The organism is Paracoccus onchidii (genome assembly GCF_028294535.1).
In the GTDB taxonomy this organism is placed as follows: Bacteria; Pseudomonadota; Alphaproteobacteria; order Rhodobacterales; family Rhodobacteraceae; genus Paracoccus; species Paracoccus onchidii.
Genome location: NZ_JAQBIE010000018.1, coordinates 66,888 through 91,747, shown reverse-complemented (window position 1 = coordinate 91,747; position 24,860 = coordinate 66,888). Strand labels below are relative to the sequence as shown.

Annotated in this window: 19 protein-coding genes and 4 pseudogenes; 6 read left to right on the top strand and 17 right to left on the bottom strand. The window is 60.3% G+C overall.

Translation table 11 applies throughout. The annotated features are described in order from the left end of the window. The 3 pseudogenes from PAF17_RS14285 to PAF17_RS14275 all read left to right on the top strand — a co-directional run. A pseudogene (locus PAF17_RS14285) lies at positions 1 to 96 on the top strand (IS5/IS1182 family transposase); the annotation flags it as partial. 23 nt (positions 97 to 119) lie between these two features. After that, positions 120 to 712, top strand: a pseudogene (locus PAF17_RS14280) (Mu transposase domain-containing protein); the annotation flags it as partial. Continuing rightward, positions 702 to 839 (top strand): annotated as a pseudogene (locus PAF17_RS14275) (ATP-binding protein); the annotation flags it as partial. The pseudogenes PAF17_RS14280 and PAF17_RS14275, both read left to right, overlap by 11 nt. 42 nt (positions 840 to 881) lie before the next feature. Here PAF17_RS14275 and PAF17_RS14270 read toward each other — a convergent pair. From PAF17_RS14270 to metZ, 11 genes and pseudogenes are all read right to left on the bottom strand, one after another. After that, positions 882 to 1,376 (bottom strand): annotated as a pseudogene (locus PAF17_RS14270) (IS3 family transposase); the annotation flags it as partial. A gap of 289 nt (positions 1,377 to 1,665) precedes the next feature. Continuing rightward, on the bottom strand, positions 1,666 to 2,361 hold the full coding sequence (locus tag PAF17_RS14265) for a DUF1523 family protein (protein WP_271889778.1): 696 nt from the start codon (positions 2,359 to 2,361) through the stop codon (positions 1,666 to 1,668). A gap of 13 nt (positions 2,362 to 2,374) precedes the next feature. Next, the gene (locus PAF17_RS14260) at positions 2,375 to 2,656 is read right to left on the bottom strand and encodes a hypothetical protein (RefSeq protein ID WP_271889777.1); all 282 of its coding nucleotides are present in this window, start codon (positions 2,654 to 2,656) and stop codon (positions 2,375 to 2,377) included. Next, the gene (locus PAF17_RS14255) at positions 2,653 to 4,044 is read right to left on the bottom strand and encodes a DUF6638 family protein (RefSeq protein WP_271889776.1); all 1,392 of its coding nucleotides are present in this window, start codon (positions 4,042 to 4,044) and stop codon (positions 2,653 to 2,655) included. The genes PAF17_RS14260 and PAF17_RS14255 overlap by 4 nt, the downstream gene beginning before the upstream one ends. 43 nt (positions 4,045 to 4,087) lie before the next feature. Beyond that, positions 4,088 to 6,013, bottom strand: coding sequence for an AAA family ATPase (locus PAF17_RS14250; RefSeq protein WP_271889775.1), 1,926 nt, complete (start codon positions 6,011 to 6,013; stop codon positions 4,088 to 4,090). Positions 6,014 to 6,163: 150 nt separating this feature from the next. Next, on the bottom strand, positions 6,164 to 7,297 hold the full coding sequence (locus tag PAF17_RS14245) for a hypothetical protein (RefSeq protein WP_271889774.1): 1,134 nt from the start codon (positions 7,295 to 7,297) through the stop codon (positions 6,164 to 6,166). A gap of 3 nt (positions 7,298 to 7,300) precedes the next feature. Then, positions 7,301 to 8,374 carry a hypothetical protein gene (locus PAF17_RS14240; protein WP_271889773.1) on the bottom strand — a complete coding sequence of 358 codons (1,074 nt, stop codon included), beginning with the start codon at positions 8,372 to 8,374 and terminating at the stop codon, positions 7,301 to 7,303. Between the two features lie 198 nt (positions 8,375 to 8,572). Beyond that, positions 8,573 to 9,757, bottom strand: coding sequence for an STAS/SEC14 domain-containing protein (locus PAF17_RS14235; protein WP_271889772.1), 1,185 nt, complete (start codon positions 9,755 to 9,757; stop codon positions 8,573 to 8,575). Between the two features lie 32 nt (positions 9,758 to 9,789). After that, positions 9,790 to 12,219 carry an ATP-dependent helicase gene (locus PAF17_RS14230; protein WP_271889771.1) on the bottom strand — a complete coding sequence of 810 codons (2,430 nt, stop codon included), beginning with the start codon at positions 12,217 to 12,219 and terminating at the stop codon, positions 9,790 to 9,792. A gap of 69 nt (positions 12,220 to 12,288) precedes the next feature. Next, on the bottom strand, positions 12,289 to 13,251 hold the full coding sequence (folE2, locus tag PAF17_RS14225) for a GTP cyclohydrolase FolE2 (RefSeq protein ID WP_408636429.1): 963 nt from the start codon (positions 13,249 to 13,251) through the stop codon (positions 12,289 to 12,291). Positions 13,252 to 13,329: 78 nt separating this feature from the next. Further along, positions 13,330 to 14,529 (bottom strand): O-succinylhomoserine sulfhydrylase, encoded by a 1,200-nt coding sequence (gene metZ / locus PAF17_RS14220; RefSeq protein WP_271889770.1) that lies wholly within the window; start codon positions 14,527 to 14,529, stop codon positions 13,330 to 13,332. 215 nt (positions 14,530 to 14,744) lie between these two features. Between metZ and PAF17_RS14215 the strand changes: the two genes are divergently transcribed. Beyond that, positions 14,745 to 15,896 carry a hypothetical protein gene (locus tag PAF17_RS14215; RefSeq protein WP_271889769.1) on the top strand — a complete coding sequence of 384 codons (1,152 nt, stop codon included), beginning with the start codon at positions 14,745 to 14,747 and terminating at the stop codon, positions 15,894 to 15,896. 85 nt (positions 15,897 to 15,981) lie between these two features. Here PAF17_RS14215 and PAF17_RS14210 read toward each other — a convergent pair whose 3' ends face one another. The 4 genes from PAF17_RS14210 to PAF17_RS14195 all read right to left on the bottom strand — a co-directional run bounded on the left by PAF17_RS14210 (position 15,982) and on the right by PAF17_RS14195 (position 20,120). Beyond that, positions 15,982 to 17,307 (bottom strand): sigma-54-dependent transcriptional regulator, encoded by a 1,326-nt coding sequence (locus PAF17_RS14210; RefSeq protein ID WP_271889768.1) that lies wholly within the window; start codon positions 17,305 to 17,307, stop codon positions 15,982 to 15,984. A gap of 19 nt (positions 17,308 to 17,326) precedes the next feature. Beyond that, entirely contained in the window at positions 17,327 to 19,042 is a 1,716-nt protein-coding gene (locus PAF17_RS14205) for a sensor histidine kinase (protein ID WP_271889779.1), read from the bottom strand. Positions 19,043 to 19,182: 140 nt separating this feature from the next. After that, positions 19,183 to 19,851, bottom strand: coding sequence for a phosphoribosylformylglycinamidine synthase subunit PurQ (purQ, locus tag PAF17_RS14200; protein WP_271889767.1), 669 nt, complete (start codon positions 19,849 to 19,851; stop codon positions 19,183 to 19,185). Positions 19,852 to 19,913: 62 nt separating this feature from the next. Next, positions 19,914 to 20,120 carry a DUF2061 domain-containing protein gene (locus PAF17_RS14195; protein ID WP_271889766.1) on the bottom strand — a complete coding sequence of 69 codons (207 nt, stop codon included), beginning with the start codon at positions 20,118 to 20,120 and terminating at the stop codon, positions 19,914 to 19,916. 112 nt (positions 20,121 to 20,232) lie between these two features. On the opposite strand from PAF17_RS14195, the gene PAF17_RS14190 reads away from it, so the two are divergent. After that, entirely contained in the window at positions 20,233 to 21,108 is an 876-nt protein-coding gene (locus PAF17_RS14190) for a helix-turn-helix domain-containing protein (RefSeq protein WP_271889765.1), read from the top strand. Between the two features lie 43 nt (positions 21,109 to 21,151). On the opposite strand, the gene PAF17_RS14185 is transcribed toward PAF17_RS14190, so the two are convergent. Continuing rightward, complete coding sequence (locus tag PAF17_RS14185; protein ID WP_271889764.1) at positions 21,152 to 22,363, bottom strand: NADP-dependent isocitrate dehydrogenase; 1,212 nt, start codon at positions 22,361 to 22,363, stop codon at positions 21,152 to 21,154. Positions 22,364 to 22,566: 203 nt separating this feature from the next. On the opposite strand from PAF17_RS14185, the gene PAF17_RS14180 reads away from it, so the two are divergent. Further along, entirely contained in the window at positions 22,567 to 23,727 is a 1,161-nt protein-coding gene (locus PAF17_RS14180) for a Hint domain-containing protein (protein ID WP_271889763.1), read from the top strand. Here the strand turns inward: PAF17_RS14180 and PAF17_RS14175 are convergent. Next, the gene (locus tag PAF17_RS14175; RefSeq protein ID WP_271889762.1) at positions 23,724 to 24,851 is read right to left on the bottom strand and encodes an HD domain-containing protein; all 1,128 of its coding nucleotides are present in this window, start codon (positions 24,849 to 24,851) and stop codon (positions 23,724 to 23,726) included. The genes PAF17_RS14180 and PAF17_RS14175 overlap by 4 nt on opposite strands. Between the last annotated feature and the right edge of the window lie 9 nt (positions 24,852 to 24,860).

Sequence of the window (24,860 nt, the reverse complement as noted above, 5' to 3'; positions counted from 1 at the left end):
AAGGACTGGCGGCGCGTTGCAACGCGGTACGACCGGTGCCCGAAGACCTTCTTCTCAGCGATCGTACTCGCCGCAACTGTCATCTTCTGGCTGTGAATCGGAATGAGTCCTGAGCCTAGGTCGAGCAAAGCAAGCGGGTGTCCCCAACCTGCCTGATCACCTTTGATCGCAATCGCTACTCGGTACCGACCAGTTTTGCGAACCGGTCGGTCAGCCTGCACATCTACTCAGAATGGCCGGTTATCGTTGCTGAAGGGCACATCGTCTGCGAGCACCAGCGCATCATTGAACGATCGCATCGGCAACCGGGCTGCGTCATTTATGATTTTACCACTACCTCGCCGTGGTCCAGCGCAAGCCAGGCGCGCTTCGCAACGGTGCCCCATTTGTCGAGATGCCGGTAGGCTTTCGTGAGCTGCAGGATCAGGTGCCGCGCAGACCCGGCGGCGATCGGGAGATGGTCGACGTCCTGTCATTGGCGTTGCATCACGACGAACAGGCGGCCCTATGCGCGGTGGACATGGCCCTGCAGGCAGGCGTGGCGACCAAGACCCACGCGCTAAACCTGTTGCACCGGCTGGTAAACGGCATTTAGCTCGAGCTGCCAGATGTGAGGCCGCCTCCTGATTTGACACTGAGCAAGAAGTTCGGGGCCAATGTCGCACGCTACGATGGGCTGCGCACATCCGAAGGCAAACGCCATGCGTCATGATCCCGCCGGCGCTGCCATCGTTATCATGCTCCGCAGCCTGAAGATGCTAGGTATGGCGCAGGCCGTGCATGACCTCATGGAACAGGGCGCGCCTGCGTTCGACGCGGCAATCCCGATCCTCTCGCAGCGTCGCCTTCACACGCCTTTTCGGCGTCCTGTTTCTCAACTACATGCCCATCGCCCTGTAAACACGAGAGGTTTTCTTGATGCTGCGGCGCCAACCATCGCGATCAGGGACAACATGCACGCGTCGATATCCGTATCGAACATCCGTTTCGCAGATTTCCTTGATCCGCGCCTGTCACGAGCTGCCGGATCCGTGCGGCGGAACTGGTCGTGGTGGCCGGAGCAGTCAATTCGCAGGCCCCACAAGCCCTGCGGATCGAGACCGCCCAATCCGCGCACATCCCGCGGACAAGTTCACGCGTCCGTTCCGGCCTCAGCGCTTTCGGCGGATGACATCCTGAAGCATTTCGCGCGCCGGCGTCAGGTCCGCAACGATCTTCTTGAGCGGCGAATTCTCGTCCGCAAGCAGCGTCAGCCGGTGCATCTCGTCGGGCAATGGCATCCCAGCCTTTCGGCAGATCTCGACAACCGGCATTCCGTCTTCGCCTTGTGGCAAGATGAACGATTTCCGCGCATCCGTGAACTTCGATGCGTTCATGCGTTTGCGCCCCTTTCCCAGCCAGGAAAGTCTACCTGAAAACTCCAGCTCCAAATGAGCCAGTCTCAGGGGAAAAGCACCAAACCGAGATGGCCATCTTCGCATATCCCAACGGCTTCGATCCCCCGCTGTCAGTATTCAGCACCGGGCGAGTAAAAGCCACTTGGCCTTTGAGCGCAAAGGGCCGGGAAAACACTTGGGGGACACACACGACTAACAGGTCTGGTTCAAACTGCTCGACCAAGTTGGCGGAACGGAACCGCTACCCCCGTTTGCGATATCGCACGCACTATTTGCGCGGTTTCCCCCGAAAGCTGTCCAGCCAACGGCGAAACCTGCCCCCAGCGTCTGCGGTGCGCGTGCTGAGGTGATCGCGTGCCGCGTCTGCGCCATCTTCGACGCGATCCCATGCCTGATCGACGCGATCAACCGCCGGATCGATCGTGCGTTCTCGAAACTGCGCCCACATCCGCCAGAACATGAACAGCAGGATCAGCAGAACGGCGCAAATGATCATCGCCGCCCAGTTGCGCGGGCGCTCGTCGGGTCCGGCAAGCGTATCGATCGAAATGGCATTGGGATAGGCCGTCAGCCACGGGATGCGCCAGCCATAGGCCGTGACGCTGACCCATTGCGGATCCGCCGAAGTCGACCGCAGGTTGGTCGCCTCGGCATGCAGATTGGCGCTGTCATATTTGAAATAGGGCGGCCAGATCCAACCCGTGTCCTCGTTGCGATAGACAAAGACCTTCCCATTGGGGCGCACTGTTTCAAAGAAACGCACATCACGCTGCCCAGAGGCATTTTCGACCGTGCCCGCATCCTCGGCCGCATAGAACATCGCGTTCGAGGACGTGATCGCGGTCAACCGGTTATAGGTATTGGTGATACGAACGGTATTCTTGGATGGCAGGCTGTAATCGAGGAACATGAACACCACGATGCCCAGCAGAACCCCAAAAACAACCTTGACGTAATAGAACATTGACGGCGGCCCCTTATTGCCAATTCACCCAGTAGACGATCCCCATGATCGCCAGGGTCGGAAGAATAAAGACCAGCCACAACAGACGGGACTTCAAAGTCTTGTCAAAACCCACCATCGACCTGCGCACGAATTCATCGCGTGCGGCACTGTCCCCGGCCTTGTCGGGATGCCTTTCGTCCCAGGTATCTTCAAGCCGTTCCCTTTGCAGCGATCTGATATAGATCCGCAGCAGCAGATAGAACATGGCCTCCAACAGAAAAACCAGCACGATCAGGCGGAACAAGGCGGTCAATCGGTTCCTCCGGATGCACGACCCCACGGTCCGGCCGGACGCGACAGTTCGGCCTCGGCCAGCTTAACACGCGCCGGCCCCCAGGGACCAGTGCGGTGCGACGGAATCTGCGCCTCTTGCATACCCGGTTCGGACCCGAACAGGGCCTCGCGCGTGCCCTGTTTGTCGATCGCATATTCACGCGCAAGAATACGCACCACATAGTCCCGTTTGGCTTCTGGCCACGTGCGGTAAAGGCTGTAGAAACGCGGCTTGTGGGTGATGAACAGCTGACGCACGTCATGGGGCGCCATTTCGGCCAGCAAACGGTTCACCAGATCGCGCAGCGGCCCCGGAGTGCCTCGCAGCGCATAGAAATAGGCCGGATCGCCGCTGTCTATCACCGGCCAGTCCCCTCCGTTCTGGGCATAGCGATGCAGCGCCGACAATCCCTTGATTTCTGCGGGCAGATCCGCACCCATCCGCGAGGCGACGCGGCGCAGTTCTGATCGGCTGCCATCGCCCGTGTCCAGCCCCAGCCGAATGGCCGCATCGGCTAGAATGAAATCCATCTTCTGGCGCAGAATGGCCGCCGCATCCGCGCCGCTTGCGCTGATGATCGGTTCGGCCAAGGCATTGCGGGCCAGCCATGCCGCCACCTGATGTGGTGCATCAAGGGTCAGCATGCGCATACCGCTGACCTCGATCGCCTGATCGGGATCGGCAAAGATCATCGCCGGCTCGGCACAGGATCGGCACAAATAAACCCCGCCGAAATCAGCGGTCCAGAAATCCGGCATGGCGAATTCCGTGTGGGTCAGCCGAATCGGATTGCGCAACACATCCCCGGATTTCCTGGCCTGCTCGATCATGCGGGCGATCAGCACATCATCCCACCATCCATCAGGCCGGGTGCGAAAATCCTCGATCATGCGGCCAAGCCGGTCGGCCTCGGCGACGTGATTGCCCGTCGTATCAGCCGTTACGCCCAGATCGCGCAGCTGCATGAGGTCGGCAGGCGTTTCAAGGGCCCAGACCCGATCATCTATCTGCCCGATCACGGCATCGCGGGCGGTCAGGCCGAAAAGCTGGCTTTCATTGCGGGTAATGAACCCGCGCATCACATCGCGCAGAACCGAAAGATCGGCGTTCAGCATCGGGGCGGTCTTCTGTTCGGTCGTCAACAGGATAAACTGACGTTCGCCGCCCTTTGGCGACAGGTAGTTCATATCGCCAAGCTCATCCCCGATCTCGGGCGAGAAGCCCCCGATATCGATATGAAATTCGGGCAAAGAGGTTTCGCGACCGGTCAGTTTCTTCAAAGCACGGTTATATAACCCGATCCATGCCTGCGAATCGACGCGGATCAGGTTGCCGAACATCAGATCATTTTCGATCAGCCGCTTCACGCTGCATCACCCCCGGATCAGGTTACAAGGCACCGAACAGGTGTCATCTGCCGCCCTCGAACCTGCGCTTGGCCTCGGCCATGCGTTCCATTCCGCGCACGGCATCCTGAATGGCCGTCTCGTCGGCATTTTCGGCATAGCGCCATTCGCTGTCTGCATAGCGATTTATTTCTTGCAGGATCATCTCGGGCGTCATGGGTTTGCGCAGGGATTCGATCATCTGCACCTTGCGCTCATAGGGTTGATGCAAAAAGGGTTCGGGCGTTTCAAACCACATGTCCGGCATATCGAAATCCATCGCTCGGGCCTTGACGGCATCGGTGATGTTCTTGACCGCGCGCCCAGTGAAGCGCGAATCCGCGCAGGCGATTGCATGCAGATAGCTGCCAAGATCCGCGATATTGTCCAACGGCCCGAACTGGTGAAGAACGCTGTCAAACACCTGTGCCAACCCCGTTTCCAAGGGGCGGGAATGGTCCCGATATTCAATCGCCACAGCCTGTTGCATGGCCTGAGCGCGCATCAGGTCGTGATCACCCACCGGGATCTGGTGGCGCGACCCCATCAACAGGCCAAGAATGTCGATATAGTCATCGCGACTCTTGGGCCCGTCGATCCGCAACCGGGCCGAGGCGCGCTGCCGCAAGGCATCATCGATATTTTCCGCATGGTTGGAAAACATTCCAAACGTCGCGTTCCCCCGAACGACGGTCGATGCGCCGGCGAACGCCTCCATCAAGACAGCGGTGATTTCCTGTTGCCCCGACGAAGACTGTCGATCGCCACGGCGCCCGGCGATCTGGTCGATATCGTCGATGCTGCCGAAACCGATGACCTTGGGATCAACGATCGCATTGACGAACGCACGTGCGTTCTGCCCCGACTTGCCTTGATAGCTATCGACATTGTCGATGGACAGATTGCGATAACGGAACGGATAGCCCGCAACCTGACAATATTCATTGATCAGCCCCGCCATCATCTGGATCAATGTGGTCTTACCGGTTCCCGGTTTGCCATCGCCCAGAAAGGTAAAGACAAATCCGCCCAGCTCGACAAAGGGGTTCGCCATACGATCAAAATCATATGCCACCAGCATGCGCGCCAACCGCATGGCCTGATGTTTGGCAATCGCGTTTCCGACAACCTCTTCGGGTTTCTTGAACTCCATCGCGACCGGACCGCCCTGCACACGGGTCGGCGGCGCAAAGCCCGCAATCGCGAAATCATCTGCCGCGACGCGCCAGGCGGCCCCGGTAAAGGCACGGATACGCGGCGTGTTTTCGCCCCGCGCGGCCACCGCGATCGACAGGCTTTCTGCCCAAGCCAGGGCCGTTGCGATCAGGCTTTGATCGTCGCGCGCGTTTCGCGACAGGTTTTGATCCAGTTCCCACAACGCGCCCTGAAGGGCGGTTTGCGTGCTATCGGTCAGAATTTCATCCGAGGTGATGTCCTCGACATTGAGGGCCCCGGAATGCTCGGCCAGAAGGAATGCCGTCGCATTCGCCAGAACCGACAGCGCGGCCAGCGATTCAACCGCCAGCAATTCGGCAAACTCATGGTGTCGATCTGCGGGAAGACGGCTTTCCAGGTTGATACGCTTCATTTCGCCCGCACCAGAGCGTGCGGCGACATCGTTGGACACGGCCAACGCAATCGCGATGGCGCGTCGCAAGACACGCGCCAATGTAGCTGCCGCCGGGGTCAACAATTCATCCCCGCCCGCATTTTCGATCCGTTCCAGCAAGTTGACGCCATCGGCCTGTGCGGCGCGCCGTCCCAGCAGACCCGGCGTCGTCGGCCGAAAGCGCGACGGCGCTGCGATCCCCGGCGACAATTCGGCACCCGCCGTCACGGTCGATTGCATCAGACGCGGCGCATGCTCAAACCCGGTCAGCAAGGAAAGAGCTTGCGGATAATTGCCCTGTATATCGTCCTCGGGCAGTTCCATTTCATTGCGGGCGTCCATTCAAACCTCTTTACTTGAATAACCGAAACTCAGGGCGACATGCCCGCTACACCCGGTCGAATTCTGAAACGCAAAAATTGCCGCGCCTTGTCCGGCGCAAAGCTGTCAGATCAAAGCATATTTGTATATCCATGACAATTTCAGCCCACATCAACGGTAACCCATCACGCGACCGTCGGGGCCGGGCACATATTTGCGCATGTTGCGAAACCCCGCCGGGTCCAGTGCCGCGAGCGCCTGATAGGGCCGCTGAGGCAAGACCAGCAGTCGCATCACCTGGCTTGCCCCCTGCCCCGCGCCTTCGGGTTCCAACGGGTCCAGCCGGAACAGCTGACGTTCGATCACGCCAAAGAACCCCTTGGGCTCGACAATGGCCTTTTCGGATTCCAGATCTTCGACCGTCAAAGCCATCGCCCAATCTTCCCCGTCTGGCGCATAGGCATTTTTCAAAACCTCACGGATCGGGCCTTTCTGCACGGTAAATCGCTGCGAATAGATCGGCCCAAGCACGATCCGGCGCAGCCGCATCGGGTGCAATGTGTCGAAATCGCGGTCAAAACCTCGGGCGATCGTGAGTAGTTGCAACGACGTCACCGATTGAGCCAACAAATAGGCGCGCAGCTCGGGCCAGCGCCTTGGATCATCGATCAAGGGTCGGCGGCCACTGTCATCGACATCCAGCAGATACAGCACGGGCACGTTCAGCTGGCTGTCATATACCGCCCAATGCAGCAGCCAACGGCGGCGGGGGCTGTCATGACCGGACAGCCAATAACCCTGCGGATGCATCTGCGGCCAGAACAGCCCGCCCCGATCTAGCATCTCGTAATACAGCCGTTGCGACATGGCATATTGCAGCCGCGTCGGGACCACCAGTTCGCCGACAATCTGGCGGATCATTTCATCCTTGATCGCCCCCGGAGGCTGGGTGCGGGCCAGTTCCTCTGTCGCCTGCGCCGCATCTGCTGCGGTCTGCGCGATTTCGGACCAGACGGGAAAGCCGGATTCATGAATATCGATGGTCACATGCCTGCGCAGAGGTCCATCGATACGGCCCGCAATCAGATATTTCAGCGCCAGAGCCTGAATGCTGTTGTTCAGGGCGTCAAGATAACCGCCGACGATCTGCGTCTCGGTCGGCGAAAAGATGTCGTCGCGCACAAGCTCCGCCAGCGTGGCCGGAAGTATCCCGGTAATCCGTCCGATCTGGTCGAAAAAGGCACGCGCCGTGGCCTCGTCACTCAGGTGGCGATGATCGGCATCGAGGTTTCCGGTTTCCGCCACGGATCAGCCGCCATACAGATTGCTGTCATGCTTTTTGACGATCTCGCCGAAACGCCGGGCAAAACGTTGATCCGCCTTGGCCTTTTCTTCCAGAACCTCGCGGGCGAACACCATGTGATCGCCATGCGCTTCCAGCATGTCGGCCATCCGGTCATTGGTTGCCGTGCCAATGGCGGCCATGGCAGCCTGCGCTTCCTGATCGGTCTGAACACCGATCTCGTTGATGCGATGGGCCACATCCTGCTGCTGGGCCGTTTTCAAGGATTTCGTCAAGGCATCATACAGCACGACCCGCTGGCGCGTATCGGTTTGCAGCTTGTTGATCAACACCATCTGTGTGGCTGCCTGATTTTGCAGGCTGTCGACCCAGGTCTTGCCCGCTTCGATATAGCGTTCCAGGGTCTGAGATCGCGCCAGCGCCACCTGTTCTTCCTGAACCAAGGCGTTGTGATCCTTGTTGGCATTCGCCAGCGCGGTTTCCAGACGTGTGCGTTCGGTCGCGTCGGTAGTGCTGGCCACCTGATTTTCCAGACTGATCAGATCCGGATCCATTGCCTTCAACCGGTCGCGCAATTCCTGCAGCGTGGCAACGGTGCCTTCCCGTTCGCTCAATGTGCGCGACAAATTGGCCTCGACCTTCTGTTTCTGATCGTTCAACAGATCCAACTGCCCTTGCAGCAAGCGCCTGATCGTGTCCGATTTCGAAATCAGGTCCTGTAACTTGTCGTCGATACTGGCCGAACGCAGGCGTTCCTGGCGCATGGATTCCGATTTGCCACTGGCAAAGATACCAACGAATTTTTCCCAGCCGGTCTTGCTGCGCAATTCTTCGAAATCCCGGCTGAAACCTGCCGTCACATCATCCAGCCCCATGATCAGCTCGGCGATATTGGCGTTCATCGCCTCGGTATGATTATGCACATCCTCCAAGGTCGCATTGGCCACATCGACCGGCAGCGAGGCAGCCTCGGACCCGGCGGTCGCGCTGTCCAATCTGGCGGTCATTTCGGCAATCTTGCCCTGAGCCTGCGAAACCTGAACGCGGCTTTCATCGATCTGCTGTGCCAGCGATGCCATCACGACCTCCCATCATCCGTTTGCATAGATGTTAGGCTGCGCGCACCGCCGCGCAAGGGTTTGCGCCCGGGATCTGCCGAATATCGCCGGTTCGACGCCCCGAGATTGTGACACCTTTGTCGCCTTCAACCGGTCTGACCGACGGCGCACCCTGTTGCGCCAGCCCGTGAACAGCCAGCGCAACCCGCTCCAGCGCTATCAGCTTTCGGACTTTGGCGGCGTCGAGCCGGGCTGCTTCGCCGTTGTCGGCTTCCTGCGCGACCTGACAGGGGTTGCCGTTGTCTTTTCGGGCGCGCTTGCCTGGGTTTTGGCAGTCGTGCTGCGGCGGGTACGCGGCACCGTGGTTTTCGCCGGGCTGGCTTTGGTCGCCGCTGCCGGCTTGGCCGCTGTACGGGCTCGGGCAGATCTTGGCGCCGAGGATCTGGTCGCTGTATCCGAGGTTTCGGCCTTCGAGGTTGCGGTGGAAGGCGCTTCACCAACCCGGGCTTTTGCAGCCGGGGCCTTGGCCGCAGGCGCAGTCTGCCGGGCCTCGGTCGCCGCCTTGCGACCGGTGGTGCGTGGCGTGCGTTTGGCGGCCGGTTTGCTTGCTGCCTGCTTTGGTGCCTCGCTGGGTCCTGCATCATTTGGCGCGGGCGTTGCGTTGCCTTCGCAGATCCATGCGGAGGCGGCCTCCAGGCCATCATCGGGGAAAACAGCGACCTCGCTTGGCATCAACGGCGCGAACATCTTGATCGAACGTGTGATCCAGCCGATGTCACTGACAATCGCAATACGCTCAAAGCTGCGCCAATTGGTCAGACCCAGACGCGCGTCATCCCACATTGCACCGACCGAGTATTTTTCGAAATCATGGCCCAGCTGCATCATCAGCCGGACCTTTCCATGGGCCTTGGCCTTCTTGCGCACCAGCGGGATCAGCCGATCCTCGTAATCCCGTGATGTGACCTCGCCCACGGCGCGGATCGCGACAACATTATCGGGGAAACCGTCGATCAGGACATATCCTTCCGGCTCTTGCTCGGCCGATCCGGCCCAGTCCACGGCCTCGGCCTCTTGGCGCAGGTCAAAGTGGCGCACACGGGCACGGACGAATATATCAGCGACATTGGGCAGCACGGCCAGCCCCTTGCTGTCGGTGACAATCGCAACACGGGGCAGAACGACACCATGTTCCCGAACCATTTCGAAATGGGCCCGCATCGCGGACAAGCCCTGCCAATGCGGCAATCCCTTCAGATGAATCACCAGGCCGGGCATCCGGTCATGTTCATTCGCATAGTCATCGATTGCATGGCCCATCGCCTCGAATTCCGAAGCGGGTATGACGCCTTCGGGTTGCGCGGTGATGATGTTTCTCTTGGCGTCCACATGGATGTTCAGCATTCGCTTTCTCCTGTTGGTGGCCGCCCTGAGTGCTAGAACGGCACGTCCTGATCGTCGCCGGCCGGCCTCACATAGCTGGCCTTGATGTTCTTGAAACCGGCGTCAAACTGCACGGTCAACGTGTCCTCGGCAATACCCATGACCTGGCCATCGCCGAACTTGGCGTGATTGACACGATCGCCAACCTTGAACCCCGCCGCCGGATCGGCGTCTATGGTCACGCCTGTGCGCGGCATCGCTGTCTTGCGCTCTGCCGCGCGGGCCTGCATGCGCTTCCAGCCCGGCGAGTTATAGACATCGGCCCGCGCCGCGCGATCCTGCATCTGCGCGGCCGGATTCCCCCCCGCATGGGCCATGGCCGCGCCATATCCGCCGCCATACAGCCCCGGAGGGGTCAAGACCTCGACATGCTGTTCGGGCAGCTCGTCAATGAAACGCGATGGCATCGAACTTTGCCACTGTCCATATAGTCGGCGGTTGCCCGCAAACGTGATCGTGGCCAAACGTTCGGCACGAGTGATGCCGACATAGGCAAGACGACGCTCTTCCTCGAGGCCCTTGGTGCCGTTTTCATCCATCGCGCGCTGGTTCGGGAACAGCCCGTCCTCCCAGCCCGGCAAGAAGACGACCGGAAATTCCAGCCCCTTGGCGCCATGCAGCGTCATGATGCTGACCTGTTCGCCACTCTCGTCGCTGTCGCGGTCCATGACCAGTGCGACATGTTCCAGAAAGCCCTGAAGATTGTCGAAATCCTCCAGCGCCTTGACCAGTTCCTTGAGGTTTTCGAGGCGCCCTTCGGCTTCCACATCTTTAGCGATCGCAGGCCATTCTCCATCGCGATCTTCATCCCAGCCGTCAGGTGGCGGCTTAAGGTACATCGCGATATAGCCGGATTCATCCAGAATCCGTTCGGCCAGCTCGACATGGCTGATGGCGTCGTCCGTGGCATCGACATGCCAGCGCCCGACCCCATTCACGAAATCGCGCAGATTGGCCAGACCCTTGCCGCCCAGATGCTTGTCCTCGACCACGATCCGCGCGCCTTCCAGCAACCCGACACCGTTCTGGCGGGCAACGGTCTGGATGGTCTGGATCGCCTTGTCGCCCAGCCCGCGCTTTGGTGTGTTCACGATCCGCTCGAAGGCCAGATCGTCATCGGGGCTGACGACCAGACGGAAATAGGCCATCGCATCGCGGATTTCCTGCCGCTCGTAGAAACGCGGGCCACCGATCACGCGGTAAGGCAGGCCGATGGTCATGAAACGATCCTCGAAGGCCCGCATCTGGTGCGAGGCACGCACAAGGATCGCCATGTCGTTCAGGCTGACCGGTCCCAGCGCGGCGCGGTGGCCGCCCTGAAACGCCTCGATCTCTTCGCCGATCCAGCGCGCCTCGGCCTCGCTGTCCCAATGGCCGATCAGGCGCAGCTTCTCGCCCGCCTCGGCATCGGTCCACAGCGTCTTGCCCAGTCGCCCGGAATTGGCCGCAATCAGCCCCGACGCCGCCGCAAGAATTTCCGGGGTCGAGCGGTAATTCTGTTCCAGCCGGATCACCTGTGCGCCGGGAAAATCCTTTTCGAACCGCAGGATGTTGCCCACCTCGGCGCCCCGCCAGCCATAGATCGACTGATCGTCATCGCCCACGCAGCAGATATTCTTATGGGCCTGCGCCAACAGCCGCAGCCACATATACTGGGCAACGTTGGTGTCCTGATATTCATCGACCAGAATGTAACGGAACCGGTCCTGCCAACCCTTCAGGATGTCGGGATGCGCCTGAAACAGCGTGACGCAATGCATCAGCAGATCGCCGAAATCGACCGCGTTCAGGGTCAGCAGACGATCCTGATAGGCCTGATACAGCCGCCCACCCCAGCCATCGAAGGCCGCCTCTTCGCCCTTGGGCAACCTGCCGGGCGTCAGGCAGCGGTTCTTCCAACCGTCGATCAGATGCGCCAACTGCCGCGCCGGCCAGCGCTTTTCATCCAGATTCTCGGCCTTGATCAGCTGTTTCAACAGCCGGATCTGGTCGTCTGTATCCAGAATCGTGAAGCTGGGTTTCAGATGCAGTTCACCATTGCCGATCAGTTCGGCATGACGGCGCAGGATCTTGACGCTGATGCTGTGGAACGTGCCCAGCCAGGGCATCCCCTCGACTGTTTCACCCAGCAGACGCCCGATCCGGTCCTTCATCTCGCGCGCGGCCTTGTTGGTAAAGGTCACCGCCAGAATCTGCCCAGGCCATGCCTTGCCCTGTATCAACAGATGCGCAATCCGCGTGGTCAGGGCCCGCGTCTTGCCGGTGCCAGCGCCCGCCAGCATCAGCACGGGGCCATCCAGCGTTTCCACCGCCGCACGTTGTGCCGCGTTCAGCCCCTCAAGATAGGGCGCGGGCCGGGCCGCCATCGCCCGCTGCGACAGAGGCACGCCATCAAAATCGTCGGAATCGTCCAGAAGCTCCATAGCCCTTACCATATGTGCCCCGGCCGGCCGTGAAAAGCCCGCGTTCCATATTTGTTCCGCACTTTGCCGTCAGGCACGCAGACTCTCGAATGTCATCGGATCAAGGGATGATTGCGCGAAGGTCGGCCCATCCACCAGCAAGCTGACAGCATCATGGGAATGCAGCGATTCCTTGTGGCTGGCCACCACGCGGAAATCGCCGATGCGGGGATCGCCCTGCAGTTCCTTGGCAAAGGCGCGCACCGCATCCTCGACGAAAATCGGGTTCGAGGCATTCAACTCGGCAAAGGCCTGCTCATCCTCTCGCTTGACCATGACCTGGGTTTCCGTGGGCACGGCACGGCGACACAATTCAACCATGTCTTCGAACCAGATCTTTTCCGGCCCGCCCATCACCAGCGATATTCGCGCAATCGAACGCTGCGAATGCGGCGTCGCAAGGCGCGACCTGGATTCCCGGGCATGTTCGGACAGTTCCAACGAGCAGGGGCAGGTCGAGGAATAGACGTAATCGAAATGCATGATTCGCAGGCGTTGCCCCTGCCGTTCGATCACCTCTTGCGCAATGTCGTAATACTGCCAACCCGACAAGCCCGACCGCAACGAATCCACGCGAACGGGATAGGAAAAGCGCATCTGGATACGGGCATCGAAAGCATCGAGATCAGCCTTGTAATCATCCAGTGCGGCCTCCAGCACGGACAGGCTGAACAGGTGATCGGAATGCCCATAGAAAGACCGCATGATCCGGCTCATGTTGATGCCCTTGCGGTCGGCATCCAGACTGACAGTGCCCGTCACGCTGGTTTCCAGCGCGACCTCGCCCCCGGCACGGGTCTGATACCGGATCGGCAGGCGGAAATTCGAAATCCCGACATGCTGGATCGGCGCCCGCGCCCCGACGATCAGACTGGCCGGCCCGTTTTGCAAATCAGGCAGCGCTGAACGATATTCTTCATCCACACGAAAACCCGCATCATAGTCGCGGATCAGTGCCGGATAGGCCGGGACCATGGGTCGGGCATCGGTCATGCGGTCATCCTCCTTGGGAACTCTGCCGCAATATGGGGTCTTTCGCCTGATTGCGAAAGACCCGGGGCAGATGCGGGATCAGCCCGCCAAAGCCTGTTCAAGATCGGCAATCAGATCGGACGGATCCTCAAGCCCGATCGAAAGGCGCAACAGCCCGGGCGATATCCCCAACTGCGCCTTGACCTCATCCGGCAAACGCTGATGCGTCGTGGTTGCCGGATGGGTCACGATGGATTTCGCATCGCCCAGATTGTTCGAAATCTTGATCACGCGCAGGCGGTTCAGCGCCGCAAAGGCCGCATCCTTGCCGCCCGCTATCTCCAGCGCGATCATCGTGCCACCCGCCCCCATCTGCTGCATGGCCAAGGCATGCTGGGGGTGATCATCCAGTCCCGGATACACCACCCGCGACAGATACGGGTTGCCTTGCATGGCACGTGCAATCCTGTCAGCCGATTCGGCCTGCGCCCGGACCCGCAGATCCATCGTTGTCAGGCCATTCAGCATGATCCAGCTGTGAAACGGGCTGATCGCCCCGCCGGTATGTTTCAGATAGGGTTCGACCGTGTTGCGGATGTAATCGCGGCTGCCGCAGATCGCGCCGGCAAGCGCACGCCCACCGCCATCGATATGCTTGGTCGCGGAATAAACCACGACATCCGCCCCCAGTTCGACCGCCCGCGAAAAGACCGGGGTCGCAAAAACGTTGTCGACAACGACCATCGCCCCGGCATCATGCGCCAGGCGCGCAACGGCCTGCATATCCGTCACCTCCAGCCCCGGATTCGAGACCGATTCAAAGAACACCGCCTTGGTGCCGTCGCGAATCGCACTGGCCCATTGCGACAGGTCCGTTCCGTCGACATAGGTAATCTCGACACCGAACTTCGCCAGCAGGTCGAGAACATAAATGCATGACCCGAACAGGGCGCGGGCTGCGACAACGTGATCACCCGGCGCGCACATGGAAAACAGCGCGCCATTCACCGCCGCCATTCCGCTGGCTGTTGCGAAGGCGTCCTCGGTGCCTTCCAGGGCGGCCAGGCGTTCTTCGAACATGCGGCTGGTCGGGTTGCCATACCGGGCATAGATGAACTCATCCGATCCGCTTTCGATGAACCGGGCCTCGGCCTGTTCGGCGCTGTCATAGACAAAGCCCTGCGTCATGAAGATCGCTTCGGACATCTCGCCATATTGGCTGCGGCGCGTGCCGTGATGCACGGCTGCGGTCCGGGGGCAAAGGTTCTTGGCGTCAGATATCTTGGGCTTTCCGGTCATAATTCGTGCCTTTCGGATGCTGCGTCCGGTTAACGCCCCCGCCCCATTCGCGCAAGCTTTGTCACCAGTCCGGCCCCAAACGATGTTGGATCGGGCGCAAAAAACAACCGAAAGGTGATTTTATGGAAGTCAATACAATATCCATTTAGACAGCTTAACTGGGCATATTTCCGCCGATAATTTGCCTGCATCAATTTTATGATTGGAGCAGGTTAATGAGTTTCCGCAAAGCATTCCGGTTCGACCACAACCGTTTCGAAAAGCATTTCGACCGCCACGAAGGCCGCAAGGATTTTTCAAGCCGTTGGGATTCGGACCGGAATGACCGCAAACACTGGAAAAACGACGATGATCGCGGGCATTCGCGCCACGATCACGACAACAAGTTCTGGCACCGTCATGACCGCGACGACCGCCATGACGACAGCACCGCACCGTCCGAAGCCCCCGAAGGCGCAGATGTCGTCACCTGGACGCTGGAAGCACAGAAAGGTGTCACCGTCGAAATTACGGCACATGCCGACGACAACGGCAATGTCGTCTTCAATTATGAACTGACAAATGGCCGCTCCGATCTGAACGGTTTCTATCTGGATCTGGATAATGACGGCGGCGATATCAATGCGATTCAGCGCGGCAATAACATGTTCGGCTCGGATACAGACGGCGACAAGCTGGACGGGTTCGATTTTGCCAAGGCCATCGGCACGGTCGGCGGTTGCGACAAGGACACCACCGAAGGTCATGTCGTGATGTCGATGAAAGACCTTGGCATTTCGGATCTGGCGGAACTGGCCAGCGCCGAGTTGGGCATGCGCGCCACCGGCATGGGTCGCAAAGGGCATGACAGCGCCAAGATGGCCGCCACCGGAACCTTTGTCGAAGCCGAGGACACGACCGATCCGGTCGATCCGGTTGATCCGATCGACCCCGAAGAACCGATGTCACTGGTGCTGGACTTCCCCGACCTGGAAACACCGATCACGGTGCTGACGCTTGCCTTCGTGCAGCAGGACGGCATCGCTGGGGGCGATTTCGATCAGAACGGCCTGCGCATCATCGACATTTCGCTGACCGGCGATCACCCGACCGACCTGGACCTGTTCATCGAGGGGCTGGTCGAAAATCTGGTCGCCGCCGACAGCTATCTGAACGAAGATTCCCACCTGAAAGCCGTGCTTCTGGGCGGCGACGGGGTTGAATCAGATTACTATCTGTATGGTGGCGTCAACGGAAATGGCGAAGAACCCGACACCCTGCCCTACGGTGCCAGCATCGACCCGGTCGATGGCATGGTACGCCCCACCAGCCTGATCGACGACAGCTACGAGGTCGCGACCAATGGTGATGTGTTCCTGTTCGCCTGAGCACGCAGCCCGCACATATTGAAGAAGGGGGCGGATCAATCGCCCCCTTCTTTTGTTCATTGCGGCAGGTTGTTGCTGCGCGACCTTACAGGTAGTCGCCGCGCTGCAACCCGTATTTGGCCATCTTTTCGTTCAGCGTCCGGCGCGGAAGGCACAGTTCTTCCATCACGCTGGCAATGCTGCCCTTGTGGCGGCGCATGGTGTTGTCGATCAGCATTTTCTCGAAGCTTTCGACATATTCCTTCAGCGGCTTGCCCTCGGTCGTCGTGGCCTGCTGATTGTCCTCGCCATCAGCCATCAGCAACGAGGCGATGCTGCCCGATCCGCGCCGGTTCTGCAGAACGGCTCGTTCGGCGACATTGATCAGCTGGCGGATATTGCCCGGCCAGGGGGCCTGCAACAGCTGCGCGGCCTCTTGGGCGCTGACCTGCGGCGGTTCACAGCCATATTCATCCGAGAACTGTTCGGCCATGCGCGTGAACAGCGCAAGAATATCCTCGCCCCGCGCGCGCAGGGGCGGCAGGGTGATCTTCAGCGCCGAAAGACGATAGAACAGATCCGGGCGCAGGGAATCTTCGGCCTTGCGGCCCTCGCCGCGGGCGTTGGAAATCGCGATGATGCGCGCCTCGGCTGCCGCGCCCTGTTCGCTGATGAATGCCAAAAGCCGGGCTTGCAGAGGTTCGGACAGGGCCTCGACATCCTCAAGGCACAATGTCCCGCCACGGGCCTCTTCGACTGCAGGCAGGCCGTCCTCGATCGGACCGAACAGCCGCGCTGTCAGCGCCTCATCATTATAGGCGGCGCAGGACACCGGCACGAATTTACGCGAGGCGCGCGGACCAACGGCGTGCAGGGCATGCGCAACCAGTGTCTTGCCGGTGCCGGTTTCCCCGTCGATCAACACGTGACCGTCTGCTTGCCCCAGATCCAGAATATCTTCGCGCAGGCGATCCATGACCGGGCTGGACCCGATCAGTTTTGACATCACCTGCTGCCCTTCGGACAGATCGCGACGCAGCGCCCGATTGTCCAGCGTCATCCGTCGCGCCTGCGTGGCCTTTTTGGCCAGCGCGGTCATCTTGTCGGGGTTGAACGGCTTTTCCATGAAATCCATGGCACCGATCCGCATCGCCTCGACCGCCATCGGCACATCTCCATGGCCGGTAATCATGATCACCGGAAGGGCAGAATCGACCCCCATCAGACGTTTTAGGAAGGCAATACCATCCATGCCGGGCATGCGGATGTCGGACACGACGACCCCCGGCCAGTCCGCCCCGATTACCTTCAATGCGTCTTCGGCACTGGCAAATGTTTCGGTCTCAAAGCCGGACAGGACCAGCCATTGGCTGATGGATTCCCGCATATCCGGTTCGTCATCGACAATCGCGATCTTCAGCTTGCGGGACATATTTGTTCCTCTCTCGGTCTCATTCTGCGGCAAGGGCTTCGACGGGCTGGCCGGGTCTGTGCAATGGCAGCTCGACCCGGAACACGGCTCCGCCCTCGGTTTCATTATGTGCGGTCAGGCGCCCGCCGAAATCCGCCACGATGGTGGAAGAAATGGCCAGCCCCAACCCCGTGCCCTCGCCGGGCTTCTTGGTTGTCCAGAACGGTTCAAACAGCTTTTCCAGGTCCGATACACCCGGTCCGTTGTCGCGAACGGACACATAGGCGTGAGCACCGCTTTCAACGGTGATCTCGATCCACGCGTCGCGCTTGTCCTTGACTGCGTCCACCGCGTTGCGCAACAGGTTGATGATCACCTGTTCCAGCCTGATGCGATCGGCAAGCACCATGACCTTGCCGCGCGGAACATTGCGCGTAATGCGGATCGTTCGCGCACGCAGCTGCGGTTCCATCATGGTCAGTGCGGCACTGACCGCGGAACGCAGGTCAACCGGCTCGACGGCCTCGCCCCCCTTGCGCGCATAGGACTTCAGCTGCCGCGTGATCGCACCCATTCGCTCGATCAGGTCATCGATTCGCTGGAAACTTGACAGCGCCTCTTCGCTGCGCCCGCGCTCCAGCAGCAGGCGGGCGCCGGCCAGATAGGTCTTCATCGCGGCCAACGGCTGGTTCAATTCGTGACTGACACCCGCCGACATCTCGCCCAGCGCGGCCAGCTTGGATGACTGCTGCACGGTCTGCTCAGCCACGCGCAGTTCCTTTTGCACACGCTCTCGTTCGGCGATTTCGCGGGTCAGGCGCATGTTCAGCGCCCGCAGATCCGCCGATTCGCGCATATAGGCCGCCGATTGCAACCGCGCCCTGCGCGACAGCACGTAAAACGTCGCCGCCAGAAGGATCGCAAAGCCCATGATTTCCAGCGCAAGGACGGCGTTCACCCGTTCCCGCGTCGAGGCATAGGTGGTGAAACTGATCATCTTCCAGCCGCGAAACGGTATCCGGGCCTCGCTGCGCATCACCGCACGGCCTTGCAGATAGGCATCCGCCGGCGGCGACGTCCAGTCCGCTGTGACCTGAAACGCCCGCTGGATCGCCGAAGGGGCCGACCGCACCGACAGCGCCTCGGGCAATGGCAGGCCGCGCCAACGCGGTTCTGTCGCCAGGATGATCGACCCCTCGCTGTCGGTCACGACGACCGCATCGGCAATTCCGGCCCATGACCGTTCAAGCCGGGTCAGATCAGCCCCCACGACGATCACGCCCAATGTCTTGCCATCCGCGATGATGGCGCGGGAATGATTGAATTCATAGGCGCCGGAATCGGTGGTCGAAACGGTGAACACCGTGTCGCGCGACCGCAGGGCTTCGACATAATAGGGCGCGGCGACATTGTTGGTACCGATCTGATAGCGATCGGTCGAGCCGACCGTCCGCCCCGACGCATCCAGAAGCCGTATCGAAGCCGCGCCGATTTCCTGTTGCGCCGCGATCAGACGCGCCGAAGTGGTCGAAAAATCGGTCATGTTCAGCGCATCGATCAAGGCGGGGTCGCGCGCCAGAAGCAGCGGCACGACCTCGTTTCGGTCCAGCTCGGAACGCAGGTTGCCAGTATACAGCGCCAGGCGCAGATCGGCACGCACACGCGTATTCTCGGCGAATCGCTCGGTCAGCCAGGCGTTCGTGATCCAGATCGCGACAAGCGCGGTGACAAAGATCAATCCGATGGCAGAGCGCAGCCACCACGGATTGGACGGCTGCGCTGCGCCGCCCGGGCGGCCTTTGCCACCGTGGTTGTCTGTTCTTTTCCTACCCACCGCGCCGATCCGACGAAACCGCTAACTGCCGCAATTTAGGCTCAGAACGCGCGCGGCTCAAGTCACGCGTGCTGCAATCCGCCGACTAGCGACGAGAACATCGCCGCGCCGTCCTGCCCACCCAGGGCCGGATCAGCCGCGCGTTCCGGATGAGGCATCATCCCCAACACACGCCGGTTCGCGGACAGCACACCGGCAATGTCAGCCACCGAACCATTGATCGCAGGCGCATAGGTAAAGGCGATCCGATCCTGATCGCGCAACTCGGCCAGTCCGTCAGCGGAAATCTGATAATTGCCATCGTGATGTGCGACGGGGATCGTGATGCTCTGCCCGGCGCGATAGCCTGCAGTAAAGTCGCTGTCCACGCTGGCCACCGACAAGACTGCGGGTTTGCAGATGAATGTCAGCCCCTGATTGCGCATCAAGGCGCCGGGCAACAAGCCAAGCTCGGTCAGAACCTGAAATCCGTTGCAGATCCCCAGCACATAGCCGCCTTTGGCCGCATGTTCGCGCAAGGCAGCGGCAATTGGTGAATGCGCGGCAATCGCCCCGCAACGCAGATGGTCCCCATATGAGAACCCACCGGGCACGGCGACCAGATCCGTGCCGGTCGGCAGGGTGGTGTCCTTGTGCCAGACCGATGTCACCTCGGCTCCGGCCTGTTGAAGGGCAACGGTCAGGTCGCGGTCGCAATTCGACCCGGGAAAGGTGATGACGGCGGCTTTCATGGCATGGGCTCCTGTAGGGTGCTGGGCGCACTGATAGCCCAGCCTTGCGCCACAGAAAAGCCTCAGCGCGCCGACCGGCCCCACTGAATACGCTGCCATAGTCGTTCATAGGCCAGATACATGGCGAAACCTATGGCCGCATTCATCAGGGCCATCCCGCCGGCGGCACTGACCGACCCCGTGACCAGCAACCCGACAGCCGTCATGCCCAGCAGACCGATCACCTGCCATAGAACCGCCTTGGTTACTGATCTGACACGGGTTTCCATGAACACGCTTCCTTTTCTGCCAATTCTCGGCTCCAGCTTAGCTTTGTCTGCCGGCCGCCAGAATTCGGAACATCGTTAGCAAAATGCATCAAGACGTGATAAAATTCACCGCATGATCGATTCCATCGACAAACGCGATCTGGCGGGCGAGTTGCGCGCGCGGCTGGCGCAGATCATGACCGAAACCGGTGAAACACAATCGGGGCTGGCCCGCGCGATCGGCGTGGACCGTTCCACCATATCCCAGCTGCTGACGGATGAGGGTGGGCGGATGCCGGGGGCGCATCTGATTGCACTGGCGGCGCGTCACTTTGGCATCAGCGCCGATTGGCTGCTGGGCCTGAGTGAGCATCAGCAGATGGCCAGCGACCTTGTCGATGCTTCGTTGCAGGTCACTGCCGCGACGCGGACCCTGATCGACGACCAGATCTATGACTGGCACCGGCAAGCGACAGGTTACAAGATCAGGCACGTGCCGACCGGCCTGCCCGATCTGTTGAAAACCCGCGAAACACTGCGCTGGGAATACGACAATCACGTGACCCGCAACACCCAGCAGGCAATCGAGGCCTCGGAACGCCGCCTGGAATGGATGCGCGAAACCACATCGGATGTTGAAATCGCCCTGCCCTTGCAGGAATTGCAGATGCTGGCGCGTGGAGAAGGGTATTATCGGGATCTGCCGCACCGGCATCGCGACGCCCAACTGGATTACATGCGCGAAGTGACCGACCAGCTTTACCCCGCGTTGCGCCTGTATCTCTATGACGCGCGCCAGGTGTTTTCGACGCCACTGACGGTATTCGGTCCGTTGATGGCGGCAATCTATATCGGGCAGAACTATCTGGTTTTTCGCGACAGCAACCGCGTCCGAACGCTGACCGCGCATTTCGACCAACTGGTTCGGCGGGCGCAGCATGGCGCAAGGGATTTGCCCGATCTGCTGGCAGGATTGCAGAGCGCGCCAACAGAAACGGGGCCGTGCTAACCAAGCACAGCCCCGTCCAATGTCTGGAACAATCGCTTAGCGCTTAGGCAAGCGCCTTGTTCAGATATTCATCGACCTTCTCAAGGAAGCCCATGGTGGTCAGCCATTTCTGATCCGGGCCGACCAGCAGTGCGAGGTCCTTGGTCATGAAGCCGTCCTCGACGCACTGAACAGTGACCTTTTCCAGCGTGGTGGCAAAGGTCATCAGCGCATCGTTGCCGTCCAGCTTGGCGCGGTGCTTCAGGCCACCGGTCCAGGCAAAGATCGACGCGATCGAGTTGGTCGAGGTCGCGTTGCCCTTCTGGTGTTCGCGATAATGGCGGGTCACGGTGCCATGCGCGGCCTCGGATTCGACGACCTGCCCGTCCGGCGTCATCAGGACGCTGGTCATCAGGCCAAGGCTGCCAAAGCCCTGCGCAACGGTGTCGGACTGCACGTCACCATCATAGTTCTTGCAAGCCCAGACATAGCCGCCCGACCATTTCATCGCACTGGCGACCATGTCGTCGATCAGGCGGTGTTCATAGGTGATGCCGGCTTCCTTGAACTTGTCGGCGAATTCCTCGTCGAAGACCTGCTGGAACAGATCCTTGAAGCGGCCATCATAGACCTTCATGATCGTGTTCTTGGTCGACAGATAGACCGGAACGCCGCGGGCCAGACCATAGTTCATGCTGGCGCGTGCGAAATCGCGGATCGAATCGTCAAGGTTGTACATCGCCATGGCGACACCGGCGCCGGGCGACTGGAACACCTCGTGTTCGATTTCTTCGCCGTCCTCACCGACGAACTTGATCGTCAGCTTGCCCTTGCCGGGGAATTTGAAGTCGGTCGCGCGGTACTGGTCGCCAAAGGCGTGACGGCCGACGATGATCGGCTGGGTCCAGCCCGGAACCAGGCGCGGGACGTTTTCGCAGATGATCGGCTCGCGGAAGATCACGCCACCCAGGATGTTGCGGATGGTGCCGTTGGGCGAACGCCACATCTTTTTCAGGCCGAATTCCTCGACGCGGGCTTCGTCCGGGGTGATGGTCGCGCATTTGACGCCAACACCGTATTTCTTGATCGCCTCGGCGGCATCAACGGTGATCTGGTCGTCGGTGCGGTCACGCTCTTCGATGCCCAGATCGTAATATTTCAGGTCGATATCCAGATAGGGCAGGATCAGCTTCTGCTTGATGAAATCCCAGATGATCCGGGTCATTTCGTCGCCGTCGAGCTCGACGACGGGGTTCTCTACCTTGATCTTGGACATGGATGGTCCCCTTGTTGGCGTCAGGATCTGCCGCCTCATAGCCTTTATGATGGCAAAAGGAAAGACGGTATGCCTTGGTATGCAAAAAATGACTGGGGCCCGAAGCCACTAAACTTGTCTGCATTTCAAGGCATCGGGCAAAGCGGTTCTTAAACACCTTCGTGGCAGGTCGAGAGACCGATTGCCACGCAGGAACCGATGCCATGCCCATCCACGATATGATCTATCTTGGGAACTTTGCCGATCTTGACCGAAACGAATGGAATGTCGCCGCCGAAAAGGCGACCAAGCATTTCGCGAATGAAAGCTTCGGCTCTGCCGACACGCCGCTGTTCGGCCAGCGGGTGCAGGTCGACATGCAGGACACGAATGGTGACGGGCTGATCCTGACCAATAACTGGGGCGGCGGACAAGAGGAAATTTCCTACAGCCTGCCGGGCGGAAATCCGCAATCACACGAAATCGACAGCGCCTTCACCGCCATCAATGCCGAGGTCACGCGACTATTGCCCGATGGCAGCACCGATCGCGTGACCTCGAATGTTCGGGTCATTCAGGACACCGAGGGCAATGTCTTCATGATGCCACCGCCATTGACCGACAGCACCCTGTCCGAAGTAAATGCCATGACCACGCATCCGATCCTTGCGATCCGCTTTCCCGACGCGGAACATTTTTCGACCAGCTATACTGCGGCCTATGCCGGCCGGTATGGAATGGCCTCTTTCGTGCCGTGCTTTACCAATGGGACGCTGATCCTGACCGAATGTGGCGAAAGGCCGGTCGAGGATATCCGCGCGGGCGATCTGGTCGTGACGCAGGATCACGGCCTGCAGCCGGTGCGCTGGTCGGCGCAACGCAAATTGTCACGCGACGAACTGATTGCATCGCCGAAATTGCGGCCCATCCGCATCGGCGCGGGGGCGCTTGGTCAAGACCAGCCACGTCAGAATCTGCTGGTATCGCCACAGCATCGCGTTCTGGTCAGCTCGCCAATCGCCCACCGCATGTTTGGAACCGATGAATTGCTGGTCGCGGCCTGCCACCTGACCGAAATCCCCGGCATCTGCATCGTCGAGGCACCCGAGCCTGTCACCTATGTGCATCTGTTGTTCGACCGGCACGAAATCCTGACATCGAACGGGGCGCTGACGGAATCGCTGTATCCCGGACCGCAGGCGATCGCGGCATTGGGCGAGGCCGCCGAAGAACTGTTTACCCTGTTCCCGCAGTTGCGTGACATGTCTGACAGGATTGCACCTGCCCGCCCTTTTGCGACGGGCAAACGCGGACGTCAGATGATCATGCGTCATGTCAGGAACCAGCGCGCCCTGCACAGCCAAGCAGGTGCTATCCGACACTAGGACAGAAAGGCGGCCACTTGCGGACGCAGCCAGTCCCACACGTCCGGCAGGCCAAGCGCAACCTTGCGGCCGACACGCGCGTCGATATCCGCAAGGCTTACATTGAATTCGCGCCATCCTGCACCGCCAGAGCGCAGGTTCTGGATCGCGGGCTGGCAGCGATCCAGTGACTTGGCAAAGATGGCATCCGGGCTGCTGGCAGCTTCAAATTCTTGCCACAATGCCAGAAACTCGGCACCCTGCAGCTTCGGCAACAGACCAAAGATGCGGCGCGCGGCCTCGGCCTCGGCCACCTGTATCTGCGCGGACCCATGTGCCTGCCCCGCCGCGGAATGCAGCGGAACATCCCCGACATCGATTTCGACCAGATCATGCAGCAGCAACATGCGCATGACGCGCCCGACATCGACATTCGCCCCCGCCATATCGCGCAGCGCAAGCGCATAAAGCGCAAGATGCCAGCTATGTTCGGCGCTGTTCTCGCGGCGCGATCCATCAATCAGCGTGTTCGCACGATAGACGGATTTCAACCGGTCGGCCTCGGCCAGAAAACGCAAACGATCGCCCAGATCGTCCGCTCCCGGACCACGCCCCGCCATCATCTCGCCGGCGACCTGCATGATCTCGGGCCATTCCCGAGACAGGCGCGCCGCGCGACCGGTGCCGATATTGTCCTGCACGATCGCCAGATGCGCGGCCAGCGGCGTCCTGGCCTGCAAGACCTGAAACAGTGGCTGGCAATGATCCATGCGCTTGGCAAGCAGGGCATCCTCCGAGGTCGCATCCTCGAACTCGGCCCAAAGCGCGATCAGATCGTCGCCATGGGGCGACATGCCCAGAATGCGCTGTGCTGCCGCGGCCTCGGCCCGTGCCAGTTCCACCGGATCGTGATCCAGATGAATCGGGTGATCGCCCACGTCGATCTCGACCAGATCATGCAGCAACAGCATGGCGATGGCCCGATCCGAACCACCGAACACCATCGCATAAAGCGCGGCATGCCAGCTGTGCTCGGCGCTGTTTTCGGGCCGGGACAGGTCCATCAGCACATTCGCACGATCAACTGATTTCAGGCGATCAGCTTCGCACAGAAATTCAACGGATCGCGCAATATGGTCGGACATCGGCCGCGG